General features: G+C 31.8%; 18 protein-coding genes and 2 tRNA genes. 10 read left to right on the plus strand and 10 right to left on the minus strand.

Features of this window, described 5'->3' with window-relative positions; translation table 11 throughout:
* Nucleotides 1-132: 132 nt before the first annotated feature.
* A complete protein-coding gene (gyrA, locus tag QZ260_RS05430; protein ID WP_295983662.1) occupies nucleotides 133-2,682 on the plus strand; it encodes a DNA gyrase subunit A in 2,550 nt (849 codons plus the stop codon).
* A gap of 17 nt (nucleotides 2,683-2,699) precedes the next feature.
* Complete coding sequence (locus QZ260_RS05435; protein ID WP_295983664.1) at nucleotides 2,700-3,950, plus strand: tetratricopeptide repeat protein; 1,251 nt, start codon at nucleotides 2,700-2,702, stop codon at nucleotides 3,948-3,950.
* 49 nt (nucleotides 3,951-3,999) lie between these two features.
* On the opposite strand, the gene QZ260_RS05440 is transcribed toward QZ260_RS05435, so the two are convergent.
* Together QZ260_RS05440 and QZ260_RS05445 are read right to left on the minus strand one after the other, a co-directional pair.
* Nucleotides 4,000-4,749 (minus strand): C40 family peptidase, encoded by a 750-nt coding sequence (locus QZ260_RS05440; RefSeq protein ID WP_295983666.1) that lies wholly within the window; start codon nucleotides 4,747-4,749, stop codon nucleotides 4,000-4,002.
* A gap of 9 nt (nucleotides 4,750-4,758) precedes the next feature.
* A complete protein-coding gene (locus tag QZ260_RS05445) occupies nucleotides 4,759-5,937 on the minus strand; it encodes an acetyl-CoA C-acyltransferase (RefSeq protein WP_295983669.1) in 1,179 nt (392 codons plus the stop codon).
* Nucleotides 5,938-6,055: 118 nt separating this feature from the next.
* Between QZ260_RS05445 and QZ260_RS05450 the strand changes: the two genes are divergently transcribed.
* The 3 genes from QZ260_RS05450 (at nucleotide 6,056) to QZ260_RS05460 (ending at nucleotide 8,397) form a co-directional block, all read left to right on the plus strand.
* Nucleotides 6,056-8,110, plus strand: coding sequence for an HDIG domain-containing metalloprotein (locus tag QZ260_RS05450; protein ID WP_295983672.1), 2,055 nt, complete (start codon nucleotides 6,056-6,058; stop codon nucleotides 8,108-8,110).
* Nucleotides 8,111-8,203: 93 nt separating this feature from the next.
* Nucleotides 8,204-8,291, plus strand: a tRNA-Ser gene (locus tag QZ260_RS05455).
* A gap of 31 nt (nucleotides 8,292-8,322) precedes the next feature.
* A tRNA-Pro gene (locus QZ260_RS05460) sits at nucleotides 8,323-8,397 on the plus strand.
* Nucleotides 8,398-8,806: 409 nt separating this feature from the next.
* On the opposite strand, the gene QZ260_RS05465 is transcribed toward QZ260_RS05460, so the two are convergent.
* The 6 genes from QZ260_RS05465 to QZ260_RS05490 form a co-directional block, all read right to left on the minus strand.
* Nucleotides 8,807-9,181, minus strand: a complete 375-nt coding sequence (locus tag QZ260_RS05465) for a GerW family sporulation protein (RefSeq protein WP_295983674.1) — start codon at nucleotides 9,179-9,181, stop codon at nucleotides 8,807-8,809.
* 11 nt (nucleotides 9,182-9,192) lie between these two features.
* Nucleotides 9,193-9,693 carry a hypothetical protein gene (locus tag QZ260_RS05470; RefSeq protein ID WP_295983677.1) on the minus strand — a complete coding sequence of 167 codons (501 nt, stop codon included), beginning with the start codon at nucleotides 9,691-9,693 and terminating at the stop codon, nucleotides 9,193-9,195.
* A gap of 338 nt (nucleotides 9,694-10,031) precedes the next feature.
* The gene (locus QZ260_RS05475; protein WP_295983679.1) at nucleotides 10,032-10,973 is read right to left on the minus strand and encodes a L,D-transpeptidase; all 942 of its coding nucleotides are present in this window, start codon (nucleotides 10,971-10,973) and stop codon (nucleotides 10,032-10,034) included.
* 64 nt (nucleotides 10,974-11,037) lie between these two features.
* The gene (locus QZ260_RS05480) at nucleotides 11,038-11,211 is read right to left on the minus strand and encodes a hypothetical protein (RefSeq protein ID WP_295983681.1); all 174 of its coding nucleotides are present in this window, start codon (nucleotides 11,209-11,211) and stop codon (nucleotides 11,038-11,040) included.
* A 23-nt stretch (nucleotides 11,212-11,234) separates the two neighbouring features.
* Nucleotides 11,235-11,534 carry a cation transporter gene (locus QZ260_RS05485; protein WP_295983684.1) on the minus strand — a complete coding sequence of 100 codons (300 nt, stop codon included), beginning with the start codon at nucleotides 11,532-11,534 and terminating at the stop codon, nucleotides 11,235-11,237.
* A 125-nt stretch (nucleotides 11,535-11,659) separates the two neighbouring features.
* Complete coding sequence (locus QZ260_RS05490; protein WP_295983686.1) at nucleotides 11,660-12,067, minus strand: CBS domain-containing protein; 408 nt, start codon at nucleotides 12,065-12,067, stop codon at nucleotides 11,660-11,662.
* A 132-nt stretch (nucleotides 12,068-12,199) separates the two neighbouring features.
* Between QZ260_RS05490 and QZ260_RS05495 the strand changes: the two genes are divergently transcribed.
* Both QZ260_RS05495 and QZ260_RS05500 read left to right on the plus strand, forming a co-directional pair.
* Entirely contained in the window at nucleotides 12,200-12,568 is a 369-nt protein-coding gene (locus QZ260_RS05495) for a hypothetical protein (protein WP_295983688.1), read from the plus strand.
* Between the two features lie 4 nt (nucleotides 12,569-12,572).
* Entirely contained in the window at nucleotides 12,573-14,276 is a 1,704-nt protein-coding gene (locus tag QZ260_RS05500; protein ID WP_295983689.1) for an AarF/UbiB family protein, read from the plus strand.
* 79 nt (nucleotides 14,277-14,355) lie between these two features.
* Here the strand turns inward: QZ260_RS05500 and QZ260_RS05505 are convergent, their stop codons facing one another.
* Both QZ260_RS05505 and QZ260_RS05510 read right to left on the minus strand, forming a co-directional pair.
* Nucleotides 14,356-14,958 (minus strand): hypothetical protein, encoded by a 603-nt coding sequence (locus QZ260_RS05505; RefSeq protein ID WP_295983691.1) that lies wholly within the window; start codon nucleotides 14,956-14,958, stop codon nucleotides 14,356-14,358.
* 64 nt (nucleotides 14,959-15,022) lie between these two features.
* Complete coding sequence (locus QZ260_RS05510) at nucleotides 15,023-15,805, minus strand: patatin-like phospholipase family protein (RefSeq protein WP_295983693.1); 783 nt, start codon at nucleotides 15,803-15,805, stop codon at nucleotides 15,023-15,025.
* 134 nt (nucleotides 15,806-15,939) lie between these two features.
* Here QZ260_RS05510 and QZ260_RS05515 point away from each other — a divergent pair, with 134 nt between their 5' ends.
* Genes QZ260_RS05515 through QZ260_RS05525 form a run of 3 tightly spaced genes read left to right on the plus strand, consistent with a single transcriptional unit; the run spans nucleotide 15,940 to nucleotide 18,496 of the window.
* The gene (locus QZ260_RS05515) at nucleotides 15,940-16,710 is read left to right on the plus strand and encodes an ABC transporter permease (protein ID WP_295983696.1); all 771 of its coding nucleotides are present in this window, start codon (nucleotides 15,940-15,942) and stop codon (nucleotides 16,708-16,710) included.
* Between the two features lie 3 nt (nucleotides 16,711-16,713).
* Nucleotides 16,714-17,493 carry an ATP-binding cassette domain-containing protein gene (locus QZ260_RS05520; protein WP_295983699.1) on the plus strand — a complete coding sequence of 260 codons (780 nt, stop codon included), beginning with the start codon at nucleotides 16,714-16,716 and terminating at the stop codon, nucleotides 17,491-17,493.
* Between the two features lie 16 nt (nucleotides 17,494-17,509).
* On the plus strand, nucleotides 17,510-18,496 hold the full coding sequence (locus QZ260_RS05525; protein ID WP_295983701.1) for an MlaD family protein: 987 nt from the start codon (nucleotides 17,510-17,512) through the stop codon (nucleotides 18,494-18,496).
* The last annotated feature ends 25 nt before the right edge of the window (nucleotides 18,497-18,521 follow it).

Genomic DNA, 18,521 nt, shown 5'->3' on the forward strand with positions numbered 1-18,521 from the left:
TTATCAACCAAATAAGCCGTTTAAATTGTTAATAAATCACATTAAAAAGGAAGCTTGATAGTCTTGCTATGACTGACGAAATTCTTATATTAGCATGTTTTGAAAATCACATAAAATTAAATTCAAATATTTATGGCAGAAGGAGAAAAATTAATCCCGATTAATATTGAGGATGAGATGAAATCGGCATACATTGATTATTCAATGTCGGTCATTGTGTCACGTGCTTTACCAGATGTAAGAGATGGTTTAAAACCAGTTCATAGACGTGTGCTTTATGGCATGCACGAACTTGGTATTAGAGCAAATACGGCACATAAAAAATCTGCAAGAATAGTTGGGGAAGTTTTAGGTAAGTATCACCCACATGGCGACACCTCGGTTTACGACGCTATGGTGCGTATGGCTCAAGAATGGAGTTTGCGTTATATGCTTGTTGATGGACAAGGAAACTTTGGTTCTATTGATGGAGATAGTCCTGCAGCAATGCGTTATACAGAAGCGCGTATGCAAAAAATATCTGAGGATATGTTGGCAGATATTGATAAAGAAACAGTAGACCACAAGTTGAATTTTGATGATACCCTGCAAGAGCCGACGGTTTTGCCAACGCGTATTCCAGGACTTTTAGTTAATGGTGCATCTGGTATTGCAGTAGGTATGGCAACGAATATGCCTCCTCACAATTTAACTGAAGTTGTGAACGGAACCATTGCGTACATAGAGAATAACGATATTGAAATTGACGAGTTAATTACTCACATTAAAGCACCAGACTTTCCAACTGGCGGAACTATTTATGGTTACGATGGGGTAAAGGAGGCTTTTCATACAGGGCGTGGACGTGTAATGATGCGTGCCAAAACCAATATTGAGGAGGTGAATGGTCGTGAATGTATTATAGTTGACGAGATTCCTTACCAAGTGAATAAGGCAGATATGATCAAGAAAACTGCTGATTTGGTAAACGATAAAAAGTTAGAAGGTATTTCGCTTATTCGTGATGAATCTGATAGAAATGGGATGCGCATTGTTTACGTTTTAAAACGTGATGCTATTCCAAATATCGTATTAAATAAATTATTTAAGTACACAGCGTTACAATCCTCATTTAGTGTAAATAACATTGCATTAGTTAATGGACGTCCACAGATGTTAAACTTAAAAGAGTTAATTCATTATTTCGTTGAACACAGACATGAAGTTGTTGTAAGACGAACTACTTATGAATTGCGTAAAGCGGAAGAAAGAGCACATATTTTAGAGGGATTAATTATTGCTTCTGATAATATTGATGAAGTTATAAAAATTATTAGAGCGTCATCAAATGCTGATGAGGCTAGAAATAATTTAATTGAACGTTTTAAACTTTCTGAGATTCAAGCTAAAGCTATTGTTGAGATGAGACTACGTCAGTTGACTGGTTTAGAACAAGATAAGCTTCGTAAAGAATATGAGGAAATAATGAAGACTATTATCGATCTTAAAGATATTTTAGATAAGAAAGATCGTAGAATGGATATCATTAAAGGTGAATTAGAAGTTGTTAGGGATAAGTATGGCGATGAGCGTCGTTCGGTTATTGAATATGCTGGAGGGGATTTAAGTATAGAAGATATGATTCCTAACGAAAAAGTAGTCATTACAATTTCGCATGCTGGTTATATTAAGCGTACATCTTTAACAGAATACAAAACACAAAATAGAGGTGGAGTTGGTCAAAAAGCATCAACGACGCGAAACGAAGACTTCTTAGAGCATTTATTCGTTGGTACAAACCATCAATATATGTTATTCTTCACCCAAAAGGGAAAATGTTTTTGGATGCGTGTTTACGAAATACCAGAAGGTAGTAAAACATCGAAAGGAAGGGCGATACAAAACCTTATAAATATTGAGCAAGACGACAAAGTAATGGCGTTTATTTGTACTCAAGATTTAAAGGACGAAGCTTACATTAATAGTCATTATGTAATAATGGCCACTAAAAAAGGACAAGTTAAAAAGACATCATTAGAGCAATATTCTAGACCGAGAACAAATGGTATCAATGCGATTACTATTAAAGATGGTGATGTGTTACTGGAAGCTAAGTTAACAACAGGTGAAAGCCAAGTCATGTTAGCATTAAAATCCGGTAAAGCTATTCGTTTTGAAGAAGCAAAAACAAGGCCAATGGGACGTGGTGCTTCTGGTGTAAGAGGAATTAGATTACAAAATGAAAAAACGGATGAAGTCATTGGTATGATTGCAGTAGATGACATGGATAGTAACATCTTAGTAGTTTCCGAAAATGGTTATGGTAAGCGTTCTAGTTTAGAAGATTACCGAATAACTAATCGTGGAGGGAAAGGTGTGAAAACCATTTCTATTACCGAAAAAACAGGTGACTTAGTATCTATAAAGAATGTAACCGATGATGATGATTTAATGATTATCAACAAATCTGGAATTGCTATTCGTATGGCGGTAAAAGATTTAAGAGTTATGGGAAGAGCTACTCAAGGGGTTAAATTAATTAACTTAAAAGGAAACGATTCTATAGCTGCTGTTGCAAAAGTAATGCATGATGAAGATGAGGTAGAAGATGTTGAGGGTGTTGAAGGCATTGAAAATACTGATGTTTCGGAAGATGGCACAACTCTTGATATTAATACTGACAATAATAACACTGAAAATTAAACTTAATATTATTTAAAATGAAGAAACAATTAATCATAGCTTTAGCGTTTTCAATAAGTGCACTCTCATTTGCGCAAAAGAAAGAATTGAAGACTGCTGAGAAAGCTATTAAAAACAACAATTATGCAGAGGCCAAAGCAGCTATTAGTCAGGCTGAGGGCTTAATGTCTGCCATGGATACAAAATCCAAGGCTAAATTTTATTATGTAAAAGGTCAAGTATTGTATGCTAATGGTAAAGGATCAATGGCGGATATTGATGCAGCTATTGAAAGTTTAGGGAAAGTTGAAGGTGCGTATGTTGCAGAAATTAAGCAGTTAAAACAAAGGATGTTTAGCGGAGTATTAACAACAGGTAACGAAGCTTACGAAAGTAAAGATTATTCAAAAGCTTCAAAGTATTTTGAAAAGGCATACAGAATTACTGAAGTAGATACTTTATTTCTTTACTATGCGGCATCTACAGCCGTTAGTGAAAAAGAGTATGACAGAGCTTTAGTATTATACGAAGAGCTTAAAGACTTAAATTATACAGGTATTGAAAAACAATATTTTGCTACGGATAAGGAATCTGGTAAAGAAGTTGTTTTTGATAAAGCGACTCGTGATCTTTATGTTAAGGCTAAAAGTCATATTAAACCGGGAGAACGTTTATCAGAATCTAAGAAGCCAGAAATTGTTAAAAATGTAGCATTAATATATGTTAATAAAGGCGATAATGAAAAAGCTATTGCTGCGATGAAAGAAGCACGAGCAGAAAGTCCGGATGATATTGGTCTGATTTTAAATGAAGCTAACGTTCATTACAAAATGGGAAATACAGAGGAGTTTAAAAACCTTCTGAAGAGAGCAACAGAGCTAGATCCGGAGAATGCTGAATTACAATATAATTTAGGTGTTATTGCATCAGAGTCTAAGGATATAGAAGGAGCAAAAAAGTATTATACTAAAGCGATGGAGCTAGACCCTAACTACATTAATGCTTATATAAACATGTCTGCTTTAGTTTTAGGAGAAGAAGCAGCTTTGATTGAAGAAATGAATGGATTAGGGACTTCAAAGGCTGATGATAAGCGCTATGACGAGTTAAGAGCTGAACGTCAAAATATTTATAAAAATGCTATTCCATATCTAACCAAAGCTCTTGAAATAGATTCTGAAAGTATTAATGCTGCTCAAACATTAATGAATATTTATAGTGTTTTAGGTGAAACAGAGAAGTTTAAAGTTTTAAAAGAAAAAGTGGATGCGTTAATTGCTGACGAGTAACTATTCTTTTAAAAAAGTAATATAAAAAAAGCTGCATTTACAGCTTTTTTTATATTACTTTTTTAATAACTCGTAGTTTATGTGTGTGTGTATTTTTGTCAACATTATAGATGCCAGAGTGGTCTAAACGATCTATTCTAACTTTGCCATGAGCATGTATAACATAGTTGTCTTTCATTATGATACCAACATGAATAATTTCACCTTCACTGTTATCAAAAAAAGCTAAATCACCTGGCTCACTTTCTTCTATAAAGCTCAATGCTTCGCCTTGTGTGGCTTGTTGTGATGCATCACGTAATAACTTGTAACCGTTAAGTTTGTATACCATTTGTGTAAAACCAGAACAGTCAATACCAAAAGGTGTTTTTCCTCCCCATAAGTATGGCGCGTTTAGAAAAGTAAAAGCGGTTTGAATTATATTAGATTTTGTATTTTTTTCATTAATTGAAGCACCATCATATTTATGGTTTAGAAGTGATAGTCCGTTCAAGCTCGATCCAATAGTAATTGGAAATAATTGATTGTTGTCATCTTCAATAAACTCTACTAAATCAGTAGATAATTTCGGTTTCTCTTTACAGAGAGCATTATATTGGTCTTCAGATATTTCAACATATTGTTTGTTGTCAACCCAACCTTCATATTTGTCAAAAGCCAACCTAATTTTACTCCATTGCTTACGTTGCTCTAAGACTTTAAAAAAATCACCGTAAATCACTTGCGAAACTAATTCGCTAGTGTCTGCAGGGTCGTCTCGAAGCGGAACAAGGCTTAAATTACAAATACCGTATTGCATTAAATACTTTTAGTTACGTTCTATAATCATTGCTGAAGCTCCACCACCACCATTACAAATTGCAGCAGCACCAATTTTAGCATTATTTTGTTCTAAAACATTTAATAAAGTAATCAGAATTCTTACTCCAGAGCACCCGAGAGGATGTCCTAGGGAAACAGCGCCACCATTAACGTTAACGTTTTTATCAGTAAGCCCTAAAATTTTCATGTTTGCTAAACCAACTATAGAAAATGCTTCATTAAATTCAAAAAAATCAATATCATCTATGGAAACACCAGCTTTATCAAGTGCCTTTGGTAGGGCTTTTGCTGGAGCAGTTGTAAACCATTCAGGCTCCTGCGCTGCATCTGCATAACTTTTTATAGTTGCTAAGGGTTTTAATCCCAATTCATCTGCCTTTTCTTTACTCATTAAAACCATCGCACCCCCGCCATCGTTAATAGTAGATGCATTGGCCGCAGTTACGGTGCCATCTTTTGTAAAAGCTGGACGTAATTGCGGAATTTTATCCATTCTAACATTGGTGTATTCTTCATCTTTAACAACAATTATAGGTTCTCCACGGCGCTGAGGAACTTCAACAGGAACTACTTCATTGTTAAATTTACCCGTTTCCCAAGCTTCAGCAGAACGCTCATACGATTGAATGGCATAAGCATCTTGTTCTTCCCTAGAAAACTCATATTTAGTAGCGCAGGCATCAGCACAAACACCCATGGCGTTTTGATCATAAGCATCAACTAAGCCATCCTTCTGCATGCCATCAACTAATGTCGCTGGTCCAAATTTAGTGCCATTTCTGGCGTATAAATAGTGTGGAATAAGACTCATATTTTCCATACCGCCGGCCACAACAATATCAGCGTCGCCTAATGCTATAGATTGAGCAGCCTGCATAACAGTTTTCATACCAGAAGCGCATACTTTATTTATAGTTGTACAAGGCACAGTATTCGGTATGCCGGCATAAATAGCAGCTTGTCTTGCAGGAGCTTGTCCAGTGCCAGCCTGTACAACATTACCCATTAACACTTCTTCAACAAGCTCGGGTTTTAAATTTATTTTTTCTAAAGCGCCTTTTATCGCAATAGCTCCTAATTTAGGAGCAGGAATAGTTGATAAAGCACCTAAAAAACTTCCTATTGGAGTTCTTGCAGCAGAAACAATAACGACTTCTCTGTTCATCAGTCTAACAATTTAGTTTAATACGCGCTAAAATAACGATTTTTTAGTAGAAATTTGAAAGATTAGATGTTTATAAAAAATGGTAAAAGCTTATAAATTTATTACATTTGATTTCTAGATGAAAGACTTCATAAATAAATTATATAGAAACCATTCCTTAATTTATAAAGGGCTACTATTTATATGTACAACTTTCTTAATTGTATATCTATTTCCCAAAAGCGGAAAGTTTAAATATAATTTTGAAAAAGGTAAACCATGGCAGTCTGAAAGTTTACAGGCACCTTTTGGTTTTGCCATTAAAAAGACTGATGAAGAAATAGCGATAGAAGAAAAGGGTGTTATTGATAATGCCATGCTGTATTTTGATTTAGATAATTCCATACTGAAAAAGGTTAATGATGCTTACGAAGAACAGTTTAAAGCTATTTTTCCGGATACTATACCAAATAGCATTTCTAATAAATTATATAAAACGGGGGAAGGTATTTTTTCTGAGTTATATAAATATGGTGTTTTAAGTGATAATTACGATTTTTCTAAAGACAGATCCATCGTTGTTCTTGATGGAAGAGAAAAAAAGCTAGATGGTTTTTATTCAAACTTGATTGAACAGAGCGATGTAACAGCTGTAATAGAAAGCGTATTAGATAAAAACAATTTATCGAATTTCAAAGCCGACTTTGTTGCCTTGTGTTTCGATTTGGTCGAGCCCAACATAACGTTTAATAAAATATTTACAGATAAGGCGATTCAAGATGAATTAAGCAGAATTTCTTATACTAGGGGAAGCATTGCAAAAGAAACTTTGATAGTCTCTAAAGGTGAAGTTGTTGAAGGCGATAAATATCAAATTTTAAAATCTTTACAGTCTGAATACGAATCTCAAGTTTGGAATGAAGCCAACTATAATTGGGTGCTATTTGCATATACCTTGCTAGTTGCTTTAGCATTATTGATGTTACTCTTGTTTCTAAGAAAGTATAGGGTAGAGGTTTTTGAGAATAATACAAAAGTAACCTTCATATTTTTTAATATTTCATTGATGATATTCATTACAACACTCGTAGTGAATTATGACGCAAAATATATATATATTGTTCCAATTTGTATATTACCGTTGGTTTTTAAGGCGTTTTTTGATGCGCGATTAGGTTTATTTGCTCATGTTCTTACCGTGCTTTTACTGGGCTTTATAGTACCTAATAGTTATGAATATATGTTTCTACAAATAATAGCTGGTATAGTAACTATACTTACCGTTTCAGAGTTATACAAGCGGGCTAATTTATTTATTTCAGTAGGGCAGATAACGCTTATTTACATTATTGCCTATTTTGCATTTTTTGTAATTCATGAAGGCAGTATTGAAACACTTAATTGGGAAACATTTATATGGTTTATTTTATGTGGATTAGCTACCTTGTTTGTTCAACCTTTAATTTATGCTTATGAAAAGCTTTTTGGATTGGTTTCCGATGTTTCGCTTTTAGAGCTTTCTGACACGAATACCAAGTTGCTTAAGGAGTTATCAAATAAAGCACCAGGAACATTTCATCATTCATTAAACGTCGCAAATTTAGCTGAAGCTTCAGCAAATGAAATAGGAGCTAACGCTATGCTGGTTAGGGTAGGAGCTTTATATCACGATATTGGTAAAATGAAGAACCCTACTTATTACACCGAAAATCAATCAACAGGTATCAATCCTCATGATGAGTTATCTTCAAAAGAAAGTGCTAGAATAATTACAGATCATGTAATAAACGGTATTGAGATAGCTAGAAAAAATAATTTACCAGATAGAGTCATAGATTTTATCAGGACACATCATGGAACGAGTGTTGTGTATTATTTTTACATGCAACAGAAAAAGGATTATCCAGATATTGAAATAGATAAAGCTAATTTTAGTTACCCAGGACCTAAGCCCTTTAGTAAAGAAACTGCTATTTTAATGATGTGCGATAGTGTTGAGGCGGCATCTAAAAGTTTAAAAGATCCAACATCCGCCAAGATCGAGGCTTTTGTTGAAAATATTATAAATAAGCAAATTGAACAAGGACAATTTTTAAATGCAGATATTACGTTTAAAGAAATTGAATCTATAAAAAAAGTGCTAAAGCACAAGCTTGCAAATATTTATCATTTAAGGATAGAATATCCTGAATAAAATTAAAAAAAATTAAATAAAATAGTTGTTTGCTTTAAGATGAAAACTTACATTTGCATCCGCATTTAAATGCGATGTTCTTATAACAGTATTGGAGAGGTGCCTGAGTGGCCGAAAGGAACGGTTTGCTAAATCGTCGTACCCCAAAAGGGTACCCGGGGTTCGAATCCCCGTCTCTCCGCAAATTATTTTAATATAATTGATAATCACTTCGGGGTGTAGCGTAGCCCGGTTATCGCGCCACGTTTGGGACGTGGAGGCCGCAGGTTCGAATCCTGCCACCCCGACTAACCTAGTAAGAGGTAGTATCAAAACACTGTTAATCGTATGATTATCAGTGTTTTTTTGTTTTATATGATGTTGTTTGATATCATATAAAATCAAATGAAAGGAGTGCAATTAGGTGTACACTTTCTTTACAGAATTGTCCTAACTTTAAAGAGCTTTTATGAGCAATTTGACTTTTGTTTTTACAACACATTTTCAATCATTTTATTTACTAGAAAATCGCGAAGAATGACTTTAGAAGATAAGGTATATCAAATGAATCAGTTTGCTGGGGTGGAGCATATGACAAAAGGAAATCCTGATGACGACAAAGAAAAATAACAACATTAGCAGACTGAATGCATTAATCTTTTAATTAAACACATTCAGTCTGCACGTTAACTACTAAAAAATTTGACATGACATAAATTAAGAGGTCACTTTATCTTTAGTTCTTGCATCAACAATCTTTTCAATCAAGTCTGGCACTTTTTCAAAAGCGGCCGCTAAACCATGAATTTTTCCTGCTTCAATAAAAGATATTTCGTCTTCTTTTGTTACTAAAAAGCCTATAGGTTCTATACCAACACCAGCTCCTCCGCCTGCTCCTTGTCCTTTTAGGACTTTTGTTTTGGTTTCAACGCCTTCGCCTCCGCCTGAACCAAATCCCATCCCTACTTTAATTACGGGAACACATTTAAATTGTCCTAATTCAAATTGTTCGCCAACAACAGTTTCTGTTTTGGCCTCTGTTTTAATAAAGTCAGTAATCTGACCTAATAATTCTTCAAAATGTAAATCCATAATACAATAATTTAAAGGTTAATAAGTGATTTTATAATATCTATTGGTCTGTTTTTCACAAGTAAAACCAATTGATTTCGTCCTTGAAAATTTATATAAAAATTCCCTGTGTAATAATTTAGTAATGCGAATAATGGATATAGTTTGGCATTCAGAATGCAATTTCCTGTATCGATATTTATAAAAAATCGTTTTATTTTAAATGTTTTTAATATTTTAAAAAACCTATTAAAAGTGATATGGGTTTTAGGTTTGGTTACATGCTTCTTATTCTCTTTTTTTTGTTTGTTTAGTTTCTTTTTTTTTAAGGGATACATATAAAATGTCATGAATAAAACATGTAATCGAATTCTAAAAATTTCTGTCTCATGTTTTTCTATATTGACTTTAATTAAACCTTGTAATTCAAAATAATATTCGTCAGATGCTGTATCAATACATATAATTATTGGCACGAGTAGCAAGGAAACTAAAAGCAATAGAAATAGTGTTATGACTATGAAAAGTGTCATGATTAAATTTTGTCTTAAAGTAAATAGTATCAAGTTTATAAAACAATGATATTGCTCAGCATGAATCAATAGATTTGATATATATCATTGTTTTTGTTACTAAAGGAGATGATTTTTTTGATAATAAGATGATTCAACCATCAGAAAACACGGGTAGCTTAAAGGAAATCATTTAAGTAAGAATAAATTGTAATATAATTACTAATCAAGATGAAAGTAATTTTTTTAACTCATGAAGTTTTAATGAATATTTTGGATACTACTGTTTTTAATTTATCTTGTTGAGATAAGAATAAGACAGCGGAATATCATATAATAAGTTCTATTCATATGAGCAATCATTTATTGAAACCATAGATATCTTTTAATACTCCTTCTTCGCCTTTCTCATCCATAACATTTAAATCATATCTTATTTTAATTTTTGTACCAATAGGAGCATAATAGTAAATAACCCAAGCATCGGCTTCGTTAGTGCCAATACAGCCATTTGAATACGCTTTCCCTAAAGTTTTCGGGTTAGTGGTTGGATGAATTAATTGTCCATTCCTAAGGCCGTTTATTTCGGTTTCTATAAAAGGGATTTGGGGGAGTTTAGTAACTTTTTTATCATCTCTTTTTGTAACAAAATAACGATGGCCGTTAACTGGATTATAGTAACTTGGGTTTCGAACATGATTTACTATGGTGCCATCACCGATTTTAGTTTTTAAATCTACCACTCTTCCCGCCATTTTAAGGAATTTCTTTTCGTTTTTTCCAACGCGGACAGGGAATTCATAATGTTTAGTTGAAGCTTCTAAAATGGACAATTTTAATTCTGGGATATTAATATCTATAAGGGTGTTTTTAAATGAATTTAAAAGTTTTATAGCATTTATAGAATCAGGAATAGTTATAATGGATCCTTTGGGTAAAACAATCATTTTTTTTTGATTATATATAAAAGAATCTCGTGTTTTCATTCTATAATAATCTGTATTTTGAAGTGTGTCTATGATCCATTTATTTGTTCTAACCAAAAGATGTTCGCTTAATTTATAAGAGGTTATTGAGTCATATTTGTGAACAATAGAATCTATATATTCAAAGTATTTTTCAACAATGATATTTTTGTTAACTTTAAATGTAATAGGAGTTGTGGAATGAACTAAAGCTTTGCTATTCAATATATTTGAATACATGTTTATGTTGTCATCTTTTGGGCAACAAAACTTTAATATTATTAATAAAGAAATTAAAGCAAATACGGCTACTTTTAGTTGTGATAATAGTTTCATATCATTCAATTTGCAATTAATAATTCCTTTATATGCTTAACCGCATTATTATATTAAAAAATGTTTAATCTTTTTTTCTTGCAAGAATTGAAGTGATTAACAAACCAATTCCCAGTCCAAAAATTATAGATCCTACAAACATTAGAGCAGACTCCGTTAGAAAAAAGAAACCAATTCCAAGACCTGCGAGAACACCGCCACCAATAGCCCAATTATTCTTATCTTTTTTGTTATTCATTGTTATGATTAATATTAATTTTGTTAAACTTCATTTAAAATAGTGTCTTTTTCTATCTTTTTAATTTTACCTGTGGTACAACTTATATAAGATTTAACTTTTTTGCCTAAATCATTTTTTTCGCCGAAAGGAGGATAACCAATTTTTGATAATAGTCGTTTTACCTCTTCGATATCTTCATTTGTCTCATGCTCAAGTGTCATTGTGCCATATTGAAGTTTAATAGATATATTAGAGATGCCTTGTAGTGCAGAAATCTTATGTATTATAGTGGCTTCGCCTCCACGACATTTTAAGTTTTGTATGTACAGCGTAGTTTTCATGATATAACCATTATTTAATACCCATGAAGATACATTTAAGGCAGCAAAACAGAAATGACAACCATCAGTCTTTGTAGAATATTATTAAAAATTCAAAAAGAGAGTGCTAATTGTAACTCCGGATATTATAAGGCTTCATTTAAGAGAAATTTAATAATATCAGCAGTAGACACAATACCTACTATTTTATTATTTTCAAGAATAGGAATGGCATGATAATATCCCTCAGCTAAAACTTTAGCAACATCTTCTATAGTTGCAGTAGTTGTTAAATAAAATGGTTTTTGAGTCATTATGTCTTTAACTCTTAACTCTTTATATATTTTATGGTCATCACTAATTCCAGCTCCAGAAATATGATACATAAAGTCTATTAAACTCACCATACCTACTAATTCTTCATTTTCTATAACAGGAATGTGATGATGCCATTTTTTCTTCTCATAAATATGTTTAACATCTAAAAGATATTGCTCTGGAGAAATGCAAATCACATTTTTGGTCATTATTGTTGTAATCGAATTGGTTTTCATTGGAATAAAATTAATGTTTTAGTCTACTTTAAAATTAAACCATTAGCTCATGACGCAAAATGATTAATATCATATTAAATGATATTATTTGTCTTTATATTTAGTATTAGTTTAAGTCAAACGCCAAAAGTTATGAAAACAAAAACAATTTTAGAGCTACTCACACTAAGTTCTAGTATTTATTATTTAGCAAAAGACACGAAATTTCTAGATAAAATAAGTGAGTTTTCAGAAAAAGGGAAAGAAAATCTCAATAATATCATGTCCGAATCTCATTTAGATGAAAATGGAAATGAATTAGAATTTGCAGATAAAATAATTTTAAAAACCCATGAGTTAAAGGAAGAGTTAAATGATGAAATAGAAGAATTAATTGTCAAGTTTTATAAAAAAATAAATGTTGCACATTTAGATGAAATAAAAGCTTTAAACGAAAAACTTGAGAAAATGGACGCTACTGTTGCGCTATTAGAAGCTAGATTAAATAGAATAGAAGCATAATACAATGGGAATTATAGCAGGTATTGGAAAGAATTTTAGATCTATCTCCAGATACAATCAAATAGTTAAAGTTTTAATAAAATATGGCTTTGAAGATTTGGTAGAATATTTAGAGGAGAATAATCAATATTCTTTTATGCGAAAATTAATACCTAAAGCTTCAAGAAAGCATGCAATGGCCTATAGTAAATGGGCCAAAATGAGACTGGTATGCGAAGAGCTAGGGCCTACATTTGTAAAGTTTGGACAAATTTTAAGTAACAGACCAGATTTAGTTCCTTTGGAATTAACTTTTGAGTTAGAAAAACTTCATGACAATGTACCACCAATGCTAGAAAGTGTTGCTAAACAAGTTGTAGAAACAGAATTAAAAGATAAAGTAGAAAACCTATTTGCTTGGTTTGAGCCCAAACCATTTGCTTCAGCATCCATAGCACAAGTTCATAAAGTAACTCTGCACTCTGGTAAGCGTGTTGCTTTAAAAGTTCAACGATTGGGCATTCATGACATTATTTTAGAAGATATTAAGGCCATGTATAAAATTGCAGAAGTTTTAGAAAGAAGAATCCCTTCTTTAAAAAACTTTGATCCTATTGGAATTGTTAAAAACTTTGAAGAATCGATACTAAAAGAAATTGATTTTATTAATGAATCTATTAATATTCAAAGGTTTTATAATAATCTAAAAAACGATAAGACTTTAGATCAATTTGCCGAGGCTCCTAAAGTGTATTCAGCTTTTACAACATCAAAAGTATTAGCTATGGAGTTTATTTCAGGAATTAAAATTAATCAAATTGACAAGTTAAAAGCTAAAAACATTGATACTAAAGTTATTGCCAGAAGACTTACAGTTAGCTATTTTAAACAGATTTTTGAATATGGTTTCTTCCATGCTGATCCACATCCAGGGAATTTATTGGTACTTCCTAATAGTCATATTTGTTATTTAGATTTTGGCATGATGGGAAGTATGCTCCCAAGAGATGTTTCAATTTTTAGTAAATTATTTGTAGCTATTACAAACAAGGACGTAAAGATTATAATTAAAACTTTACAACAGCTATCAAATAATGTTCCTATTTCAAATATGAGAGATTTGGAGTTTGATATAAATGAATTTGTAGAAAAATATTATGTGAGAGATATCCATGAAAATGAAATGAGTACGGTTCTATTAGAACTAAAAGATATTATCATTGCTCATGGATTAAAAGTTCCTACTTATTTTTTCCTTTTTGCAAGATCTTTAGTTACTATTGAGGGTGTTATTAACAAACTAGATGCTGACTTGGAACAATTCGAAATTGCAAAACCATATCTTAGAACTAGTATCACTAAAAAATATAACCCTATAAAAATGGGTAAGAAAGTTGCTAATTCTATTGTGGAACTTGCAGATTATATGGAAGAATTTCCGTCCGATTTAAAGAATGCAATACGCAAAATAAATTCCGGTCAAATAAAAGTAGACTTAACCCATAAGGGTATAGATCCTATGGTACATACACTCCAAAGAATAACAAAACAACTCATTACAACTTTTATTATGGTAGCCTTAATAATTGGGGCTTCATTATTGATAGTTTTTGAAATCCACCCGCTCTGGAAGAGTATATCTGTATTAGGAATTTTAAGTTTTATTATAGCAGTAATCTTGGGGTTTGGTGTTCTGAAGAATATAAATAAAGGGGACTATGATTATTAATATGCTCAAGTCAATAGATGAGTTTTAAATTAAAAAAAACACAATTTGCATTGTGTTTTTTTTTACATTACTAAAAGGGTTAGGCTTTGGAAAATGCTTTTTTAAAATGATCAAAAGCTTCGGAAATTTCATTTTGAAAATGCTCTAGTTTTGTTTCTTCTTTTTTCTTTCCATACTTGCCTTTAAACTTATCAATAAAAGAATTAAAGTCTTTTTTTCCTTTTTCAAAAGTGTCTTTAGCTTCTCTTTTATCTTTGCTATACCTCTGTTCTAAAATCTCTAACTGAATTTTAAATTGTTCTATTTCAATTAGTGTTAAAGCATACATTCTATTTAAATTTTCATTCGTTTTTATTTTAACTTCAATATCATGCAGTATTAAAAGTATTTGCTTTTTTTGTTTTTTAAAAATTTCTTTGGTCTCAGCTTTTCCTAAAGCCAATTGTACGCGCAGCTCATCAAACTTTGTATTAAGTTCTTCTATTTTTTCTTTAATACCTTTTATTTTAAACTCGCTGTCATGTATAAACAGGTTAAAGTTCTTTTTAACCTCTTCATATTTAACATGTGCATCTGCTTTTCCTAAAGCAGCTTTAACTTGAAACTCTTCTAACTCTACTGCAGATTTTCTCAGTGCTCCTATTACTTTATCAACAAATTGAATGTCCCGTGTATTTTTCATGATTATTAAGTTTTATGATTACTTTCAATATATGATTAAAACATAAGACAATAAATGATGACCGTCAGTTTTCAGATTTTTTTATCAAAAATTTGTTCTTATTATTTTCTAATGCTTCTATGGTAGCATCATACCCAATTTTAAATATATCTTCAAGGTGCTTTTTATCAAAAATGCCATATTTACTTAATTCTTTTGGAGATATAACTAAATCACATTCATTAAATTTTTCTTGATCGTCTTTTACTGATTTTAATTTAAACGCCCGTTCTATAACGTTATGCGAATGTTTTAAATCATTTATGCTTATGGTGTCAAAACCATTAACATAAACCCCAATAATTTTATCGCATCTTGATTTTAATAATTCTACTGGAAAGTTATTGAGCGAACCACCATCAATATAATACGAATCCTTTATTTTTACTGGAGCAAATATGCCAGGAATAGCGGCTGAAGCTAAAATGGGTTTAATCAATTCTCCTTTATCAAAAATTTCTGATCGTCCATTTAAAATATTAGTAGCCGTTAAACTGAAGGTTTTTTCAAGAAAAGAGAAATCATCGTTTTTTATATACTTCTTAAATTCTGGATAAAACTTCTCAGCATCTATAAAACCTGGTTTATTTAAAGCGTATTTTTTAATATCTAATATTTGAATTCCTTTAAAAAAAGTCAAAATATCTTTCCATTTATAACCATAGGCATAAAGCGCTCCAACTATAGCACCCGCGCTTGTACCAGCAATATGGTTTGGGTATAAGTTATGTTCTTCTAAAGCTTTTATAGCTCCAATATGAGCAGCACCTCGCATGCCACCACCAGATAATACTAAGCCTAAATTCATTTGTTAAATAATAATATTGAAAAAGTAGATGTAATTAAATGATTTTCAAATGATATGCATCAGTCGGTAAATGATTTTAATCATTTTATATGTAGTAATGATGTTATAAATTTAAATACTTTAATAGTTACTTTATGCTAAAATCAATTATAATAAAGACATTTCTTATCGAAATAGGTGAACTCGCTTACTTTGCACGTCGATTTTTTAAAGAATTATTTAAGAAACCTTTCGAGTTTAAAGAGTTACTAAGGCAATGTTATAGTATAGGGAATAAGTCCTTGTTGTTAGTGGGAGTTACAGGTTTTATTATTGGATTAGTAATAACCCTGCAAACGCGCCCTACATTAGAAGAGTTTGGTGCAGAATCTTGGATGCCTTCTATGGTAAGTATATCTATTATTAGAGAAATTGGACCCGTAATAATAGCATTAACATTTGCTGGCCGAATAGCCTCTGGCATAGGAGCCGAATTAGGTTCCATGCGTGTAACAGAGCAAATTGATGCCATGGAGGTTTCAGGTACAAATCCCTTTAAATATTTAGTGGTTACAAGAATTTTAGCGGCAACACTGATGCTGCCTATACTAGTAATTTTAGGCGATGCGATTGCCCTCTATGGTTCTTTTATAATTGAAAACACAAAAGGAGAAGTATCGTTTCAATTATTTTTTAATAAAGTATTTAATGCGCTAGAGTTTGGAGATCTTATTCCCGCAACAATTAAAACTTATTTCTTCGGATTTGCTATTGGACTAGTTGGATGTTTTAAGGGTTATTACTGTGAAAAAGGAACTGTAGGGGTGGGGTTGGCAGCAAATTCCGCAGTGGTATTTTCATCCATGCTCCTCTTTATAATTGACTTTATTGCTGTATTTGTAACTGATATATTTTTTGAAATATAAAAGATGAATCCAAATCAAAACATACAAGAAAAAAAAGAACCCATAATCTCTAAAAAGTTTATACTTGAAATTAAAGATTTAAAAAAAACGTTTGGGAATAATCATGTTTTAAACGGATTTAATTTAGAGCTTTTTGAAGGCGAAAACTTGGTAATAATGGGTAAATCGGGTTCAGGAAAATCCGTTATGATAAAATGTTTAGTCGGTTTAATGCAGCCAGATTCTGGAAGTATTAAAGTTATGGGTAAAGATATTACGACTCTAAATCGCATAGATTTAGATGAATTGCGAACGGACATAGGTTTTTTATTTCAAGGAAGTGCATTGTACGATTCTATGACGGTAAGAGAGAACTTAGAATTTCCATTGAGACGCCACAAACACAAGTTTGGCAATATTTCAGATACAGCTCCATTAGTTATTGAAGCCCTGGAAAGTGTTGGATTGGTTGATGCCATAGACTTAATGCCCGCAGAACTATCTGGTGGGATGCAAAGGCGTGTGGCATTGGCTAGGACATTAATACTTAAGCCTAAGATAATTTTATATGACGAACCTACAAGTGGATTAGACCCCATAACGGCTAAGGAAATTATTGAACTTATGAAACGTATACGTCGTCAGTATAAAACATCATCACTAATTATAACTCACGATGTAGATTGTGCTCGCGTAGTCTCTGAACGGATGATATTATTAGTTGATGGTATAAATTATGCTGAGGGTACGTTTTCTGAATTAAAAGCGTCCAAAGATGAAAAAGTGAAAGCGTTTTTTAAGTAAATAAAATTTGAAAATCATGAAAAAAACAGCCAAAGAGAAACTAGAATTAGGTGTTTTTGTAATTATAGGGTTACTTATTTTTATAGTATCCATTTACTTTATTGGTCAACGTCAAAATATATTTGCGAAAACCTTTTCAATAAGTACCAATTTTAATAATGTTAATGGATTAATAAATGGTAATAATGTGCGGTATTCTGGTATTAATGTTGGTACGGTAAAGGCCATAACTATGATTAATGATTCTACAATAAATGTAGTTATGGTAATAGAAGAAAAAATGATAAATCATATTAAAAAGGATGCCATTGCAACTATAGGGACGGATGGACTGGTAGGAAATATGATTGTAAATATTATTCCTGGAGATGGAATTAATGGGCTTATTTCATCTGGTGATGTTATCAAATCATATACTAAAATAGGAACTTCAGACATGTTAAACACCTTAAGTGTTACCAATGAAAATGCAGCTTTATTAACCGCTAAATTATTAAAAATAGCTGATGCTATGGCAGATAGTAAAGGCACATTTGGAATGCTTATAAACGATACCATTGTGTCTACCAATCTTAAACAAACTGTAAAACAATTGCGAATTATGAGTATTGAAGCATCAAGATCGATGAAAGAATTAAACAGCATTATTTCTTCGATTAACTTTAATGAAAGTATTGCTGGCACTTTGCTGAATGATTCTTTGCAATCTGTAAAAATGAAAAATATCATTGCAAATTTGGAAGATTCCAGTACAGAAATAAAAGGTGTTATTACTAATATGGACGAAGCTATTACTAATGTAAAAGAAGGCGAGGGCGCCTTAAATTACCTTTCCAATGATGCAGAATTTGTTAAAAGTCTTAAAGAAACTATTAAAAACATTAATGAAGGAACAGATAAGTTCAACCAAAACATGGAAGCTTTAAAGCATAATTTTTTAACACGGAGTTATTTTAGAAAATTAGAACGAGAGCAAAAAAAGTCAAAGAAAAACAATGAGTAAAGAACTTTGTTCTTTGCCTATATTT

Origin of the sequence: uncultured Algibacter sp. (assembly GCF_905480415.1) — a bacterium.
Lineage (GTDB): Bacteria > Bacteroidota > Bacteroidia > Flavobacteriales > Flavobacteriaceae > Algibacter_B.

Excerpts from the sequence above, each read along its gene's own strand:
- QZ260_RS05510 (WP_295983693.1), bottom strand. The coding sequence starts at position 15,805 with ATGAATTTAGGCTTAGTATTATCTGGTGGTGGCATGCGAGGTGCTGCT.
- QZ260_RS05495 (WP_295983688.1), top strand. The coding sequence starts at position 12,200 with ATGAAAACAAAAACAATTTTAGAGCTACTCACACTAAGTTCTAGTATT.
- QZ260_RS05500 (WP_295983689.1), top strand. The coding sequence starts at position 12,573 with ATGGGAATTATAGCAGGTATTGGAAAGAATTTTAGATCTATCTCCAGA.
- QZ260_RS05480 (WP_295983681.1), bottom strand. The coding sequence starts at position 11,211 with ATGAATAACAAAAAAGATAAGAATAATTGGGCTATTGGTGGCGGTGTT.
- QZ260_RS05435 (WP_295983664.1), top strand. The coding sequence starts at position 2,700 with ATGAAGAAACAATTAATCATAGCTTTAGCGTTTTCAATAAGTGCACTC.
- gyrA (WP_295983662.1), top strand. The coding sequence starts at position 133 with ATGGCAGAAGGAGAAAAATTAATCCCGATTAATATTGAGGATGAGATG.
- QZ260_RS05475 (WP_295983679.1), bottom strand. The coding sequence starts at position 10,973 with ATGAAACTATTATCACAACTAAAAGTAGCCGTATTTGCTTTAATTTCT.
- QZ260_RS05520 (WP_295983699.1), top strand. The coding sequence starts at position 16,714 with ATGAATCCAAATCAAAACATACAAGAAAAAAAAGAACCCATAATCTCT.
- QZ260_RS05445 (WP_295983669.1), bottom strand. The coding sequence starts at position 5,937 with ATGAACAGAGAAGTCGTTATTGTTTCTGCTGCAAGAACTCCAATAGGA.
- QZ260_RS05515 (WP_295983696.1), top strand. The coding sequence starts at position 15,940 with ATGCTAAAATCAATTATAATAAAGACATTTCTTATCGAAATAGGTGAA.
- QZ260_RS05490 (WP_295983686.1), bottom strand. The coding sequence starts at position 12,067 with ATGAAAACCAATTCGATTACAACAATAATGACCAAAAATGTGATTTGC.
- QZ260_RS05485 (WP_295983684.1), bottom strand. The coding sequence starts at position 11,534 with ATGAAAACTACGCTGTACATACAAAACTTAAAATGTCGTGGAGGCGAA.
- QZ260_RS05450 (WP_295983672.1), top strand. The coding sequence starts at position 6,056 with ATGAAAGACTTCATAAATAAATTATATAGAAACCATTCCTTAATTTAT.
- QZ260_RS05525 (WP_295983701.1), top strand. The coding sequence starts at position 17,510 with ATGAAAAAAACAGCCAAAGAGAAACTAGAATTAGGTGTTTTTGTAATT.
- QZ260_RS05505 (WP_295983691.1), bottom strand. The coding sequence starts at position 14,958 with ATGAAAAATACACGGGACATTCAATTTGTTGATAAAGTAATAGGAGCA.
- QZ260_RS05470 (WP_295983677.1), bottom strand. The coding sequence starts at position 9,693 with ATGACACTTTTCATAGTCATAACACTATTTCTATTGCTTTTAGTTTCC.
- QZ260_RS05440 (WP_295983666.1), bottom strand. The coding sequence starts at position 4,749 with ATGCAATACGGTATTTGTAATTTAAGCCTTGTTCCGCTTCGAGACGAC.
- QZ260_RS05465 (WP_295983674.1), bottom strand. The coding sequence starts at position 9,181 with ATGGATTTACATTTTGAAGAATTATTAGGTCAGATTACTGACTTTATT.